The sequence below is a fragment of the Candidatus Saccharimonadales bacterium genome (assembly GCA_035317825.1).
Classification (GTDB): Bacteria; Patescibacteriota; Saccharimonadia; order Saccharimonadales; family Saccharimonadaceae; genus DATHGB01.
Window position 1 is genome coordinate 1 of record DATHGB010000014.1, and the last position, 4845, is coordinate 4845.

Consider the following 4845-nt stretch of genomic DNA (forward strand, 5'->3'; position numbering starts at 1 on the left):
TTCGACAGCTTCTTTTTTGTGGAGGCCGAGTTCAATCTCACGGTGGCAGTTGGCGCAAACAAGGATACATTTCTTAAGCTCGGCTTCGATTGATACCTATGAACGCGAAAAACCACCACTGTTAATAGCGAATGATTTTAAAAGTGAATCGATATGATGAAAATCCAGAACACCGAGATGTTTATCGATATACAGGATTAGCTCTCTTGCATATATTCGGTGACGGTTATAACAATCTCCTTAACGATCGGGCTGCAGTTTTTGAAGCCAATTAAGTCGAGGCAATCGGTTCCGTATTTTCTCATGACATCACTGACAAGAGCATGTATAAATGACTGCGTTGCACCAGTGACACCCTCGAAATCCAAAATTATTTCTTTTCCATCCTTAACTGCCGGCATGATATTTTTGAGTCTAACATCTCTCGCAACATCCTTATTCTCTGCGAAAGTGCCCGCAATTTTTACTATATGTATGATTTTCATAGTGATAGATTACCCTTTTACATAAACCGAGGTCTTTTATATTTAATTTTCTTTCGCTCTTTCAATGCTTCCGTGTAAGCATTTCGGATAACCGATAGAAGGGTAGTAAGTTCCAGTGTTTGATCTAATGATATATCTATGCCAACAAGGGTTCCTGGAAAATTTGGCGCGCTGTTGGTTTCGGCGTGTCTATCGTTACTAGGGTTAGCGCGCAATCGGGGGAAACCTTTTGTGCGCTTATCGCGTTTCGTTAGTTTATATAAAGCAGTTCCGCTGTACACTACGAAATAATCCCTCGCGACCATTGCCATGGATTTAATAAAGAACAATCCCGCTCCGGCATTGGTTTCGGTCCCACCTTCACGTTTAGTTGTTCCGGTGATTCCGGGGGTTAGAGCCAGCTTTATAGCATCGATATCAGTTCTTGCGGGCCATGAATGATGAATTGTTTTCCAAATTCCGACGCCCGCGTCACATATGCCAAGCCTGACCATGTTTGCTTTAGGGTAGTACTGTGCTGCAACAAAAGCACCATCTTTGGATAATGAATGTTCCAAAACATTTCGTACTAACTCACCAACCATATACTTGATTGCATCCGCTTGGGTAGGTTCGAGGTGTAGCAGAGGGATCATCTCGGTAATAAATTTTGTTTGTTCTTCTTGAGTGCGTATTTGGGTCAAAGGTATGAATTTTCCGGCTGACTCATGTTCTGCAATTGTGTATGGAGAGTCCTTCTTGAGTACCTCAAATAGGCGCATACGAGCTAAATAGTGTCCTGAGGCAGCTGTAATGGCATCAATTTTTATGTTGTCAGGGCCAACTCGGTGTCCAAGTGCGGCAATCATTGTCAGAACGACAGGATGGACGCTGATCCACTTGTCATGGGTCGATATCTCCAGTTTATCAGGTTCGGACGGGTCGAAAGACTGGAGGAACGACTCAAAATTACGTAGATAATCGCCAAATGATAGATGGATCTTCATGACTACTATTGTATCGGTAGAGCGTGTTTTTGTAAATACACGCTCGAGAGAAAGAATATTTATGTGTATTTTCTCTCGAACGTGAAAAAGTCAATTCACGTTCTACCGAAATAGAATGATTGGCATAAGACTCCCTCCAGCGTGTATTTTCCAATTCACGTTCTACGGAAAGGCCATCGCTGTTGTTACCGTGCTTATATTCTCATGTGCCAAGGTTTTCTTATGGAATATTTAATCTTAGCTATTTTCGAGCTTATATCATAATAGAGCAGGTTCTTTTTGACCGCATTGCTTAAAACTGCACTGGGTCAAAGAAAAAGCCTGTCTACGGGGGCGAATGAGAGTTTCTTGTACACTCGATGGCGCTGTTTGAGCTGCCGATCCAGAAAAGGGATACTTTTATCGTGGTAGTCGACCAACACTTTTGGACTGCATGGCTATAACTTTCCGTGCTGCTCGTCCGGCTCTGTTGTGACTTCCTCGAGAGGATAAATCGTATACCCGGAATCTTTGTTCGCCGTATCGTACAGGGATGCATCAATACCATCGTCTTTGAAGCCGACACCATATTGGTGCGAACCAAAGAAATCATCAAGGAACAGGGCTAGCTGCGGTTTGCCGGTTTTTGGATTGATTGCCTTATCTACGAAGGTGCTCATAGCTGAGCTCCCTCGGTAAGGTGTTGTGCCATCCGTACTAATACACTCAACTTTTTAGTTCTCATGACTTACCCAATGCCCGGTCTTGTCCGAACCTACCCGGGATATAAGTCCGCGATCTTTTAAGCTGGCGAATGTACGCTGTACGGTCTTCGACGTTTTACTAATTTTATCAGCAATCTCTTGATAGGTAGCGTATGGATTGCTCATAATCGCCGCGAGTACTGCTTGCTCGGTTTTACCCAAAGGGGCATCGAGGGACTTTCCTACCACGCCTTGGTTATTCTTGAACTCCGCCACCGCTTTGGCCAGCGCTGTCAGCATAAACTCGGCAAAGATGGCGCTGTCGTTTTCTTTGGTCGAACGCTGGATTGCCGTGTAGTATTCCTCCTGCCGTTTCGCGATAATCGTCTCGACCGGTAACCATCCAAATACCGAATTTTCTTGGTATAGAAGCAGGGTTTGCCACATTCGCCCCATCCTACCATTGCCATCGGCGAACGGATGGATGAATTCAAATTCGTAATGAAAGATACAAGATTTTATTATTTGCGGCAAGTCGCTATCCTTCACCCACTCCAGTAATTGCTCGACAAGTAGCGGGACTTGTTCTGCCGGTGGGGCTACATGGATTGGAGCATCACCGGCAAACACGCCTACGCCGTGGCTTCGGAATGTGCCGGATTCTTTAACAGTGTCCTTGGTTATTAGCCCATGCTCGTATAGTAAGTCTTTAACACTGTATGGATTACATTCGAGCAGCTGATTGTATGCTTCGATGGCGCTTTTAACTTCTTGGATATCGTGGGCTGGGCCAACGACAGGCTTGCCATCTATGACATCGGCGACCTGCTCAAAGCTTAGCGTGTTTGCCTCTATGTATAGTGACGAGCGGATGGTCTTAATACGGTTTTCGCGACGAAGGCGAGGTGTAAGGACCTGCTCACGGATAATGTTAATCCGCTCTAAATCCTGAGCGATTTTATAGACCAGACTGGTTATTACTGGCGTTATTTTATAAACGGGCGAGTAGTCCTTCATGTATACTTGTATTATACCATGCTTTGCGTCCAGTGTCCTTGTAAATGTCCGTGTAAGTGACCTTGTATCTTCGCGTACTATCTGACAATTAACAGGTATAAGCAAAAGTAAGGCGAGCCTAAAATCAAGCGGTTATTCGCTAGTTCGAGCCCAGCTGCCGGAGCCAAATTCGAAGTACGTCCAATACGGGCATTGAAAGAACGGTTTTCGAACCGTTCTTTTGATATAGTTAAGTAGTGAATGAAGGAATTTTTAAGCTCAGAGAAATATCGTTCATTGGAAGCTAGTATTTCGTAGTTCGCTTACAACCTCGAGCCAATGATTGACTATTTGAAACTATTATGTTATTGTTTAAACAGATTAAATCAATAAAACAAAAAGATGACTACAACAGAACAAACCCACTCTCTAGATCCGTCACTCCACACTGGAAACCTACAAGCTCACGAAGGGGAGCTGCACGAAGTGATGAGTCGTATAGTGCCTATATTTGAACTCTCTGATGAAGAATTTGAAGAAGCACTACCTGAATTTGTGGCAGAGCGGATGACGGAACTCGCAGATGGTGCTAGTACAGAAGTCATGACAGCCCAGACGAAAGGCACGGAAGAATTCATTGTACCTGAACGTCCGCAGCAGATCATGGGAATTATGACTAAACCATTTTTGATGGATGACCCTGAACTATATATAAAGTTAATTGAATGGACACGAAAACAGTACCGTGACCTCCAAGCTGCTAACCCAGGCTTTGATGAAGAGAAAAAATACGTAAATGCCGCAATACGCGGAACACAAGTCGGCCAGTGGGCATACTTTGGGTCATACGCCGGTAGCATGAAAAAACTTATTCAAGCATCTGCAGATATCATAAGCGACGAAGGGGATATATCTCCTTATGTTTCAATTGCAGAGATAGGTGGAGGCGCGGTCTGTCACCAGAGGGCTGCAGCGGTCCATAATACACTTCGCATTCTTGGGATTGACTCAAAGTTTGCGACAGGCACCCTATCCCAAGTGGTCGAAGGGGTACCTGGTGAATCTGAACTTCACGCGTATGTCGTAATTAGTCGTAATGGAAAGCGAATTCTCTATGATCCTACTAATCCGGTTGCGTATAAAAAAGAGGGAGAGACAGTAACTTGGCTAGCGCCAAAATTAACTGAGATACCCGCGGATACTCATGAGCTTGATGTTGAACTGCCGGAAGTTACTATCACGTCGGACGGAGCTCAGGAAAACCAATTAGCACACCATCTGCGTTATACATTTAATTAACGGAGTCTCTTAGAGACGTGTTACGTTTCGTAGTTCGTTCACAACTTCGAGCCACGAAAAAAGTCTTAGTTTTTAGCTAGGACTTTTTTCTTTGTTATAATACCATCATGAAAAATGATGTACTCGAATGGTTGCAGAAATGGTACCTATCTCAAGCTGATGGTGAATGGGAGCACGAACACGGTATAAAAATCGACACCAAATGTAGTTCTCGATAGGATCACAGACAATTGGAAATCGCTTAACGAGACTGAGAAGAAAATAATAAATCATTTACTAAATAACTTTATATGTACTGTACCTCAATTGATCGAAAAGATCGACATAAGTGAAACGGCGATACGCTCGAACCTTGCGCAACTTGTAGAGCTTGAAATATTAGAGCGTCATAGCGAG

5 protein-coding genes are annotated in these 4845 nt (G+C 43.8%); 1 reads left to right on the top strand and 4 read right to left on the bottom strand.

The window, feature by feature from the left end:
* Positions 1–197: 197 nt before the first annotated feature.
* The 4 genes from VK497_02685 to VK497_02700 form a co-directional block, all read right to left on the bottom strand.
* Positions 198–401 (bottom strand): STAS-like domain-containing protein, encoded by a 204-nt coding sequence (locus VK497_02685; GenBank protein HMI09282.1) that lies wholly within the window; start codon positions 399–401, stop codon positions 198–200.
* Between the two features lie 101 nt (positions 402–502).
* The gene (locus tag VK497_02690; protein ID HMI09283.1) at positions 503–1471 is read right to left on the bottom strand and encodes a hypothetical protein; all 969 of its coding nucleotides are present in this window, start codon (positions 1469–1471) and stop codon (positions 503–505) included.
* 437 nt (positions 1472–1908) lie between these two features.
* On the bottom strand, positions 1909–2130 hold the full coding sequence (locus tag VK497_02695) for a hypothetical protein (protein HMI09284.1): 222 nt from the start codon (positions 2128–2130) through the stop codon (positions 1909–1911).
* A gap of 54 nt (positions 2131–2184) precedes the next feature.
* Positions 2185–3171, bottom strand: coding sequence for a Fic family protein (locus VK497_02700; protein ID HMI09285.1), 987 nt, complete (start codon positions 3169–3171; stop codon positions 2185–2187).
* Between the two features lie 381 nt (positions 3172–3552).
* Here VK497_02700 and VK497_02705 point away from each other — a divergent pair, with 381 nt between their 5' ends.
* The gene (locus VK497_02705; GenBank protein HMI09286.1) at positions 3553–4449 is read left to right on the top strand and encodes a hypothetical protein; all 897 of its coding nucleotides are present in this window, start codon (positions 3553–3555) and stop codon (positions 4447–4449) included.
* Positions 4450–4845: the final 396 nt, after the last annotated feature.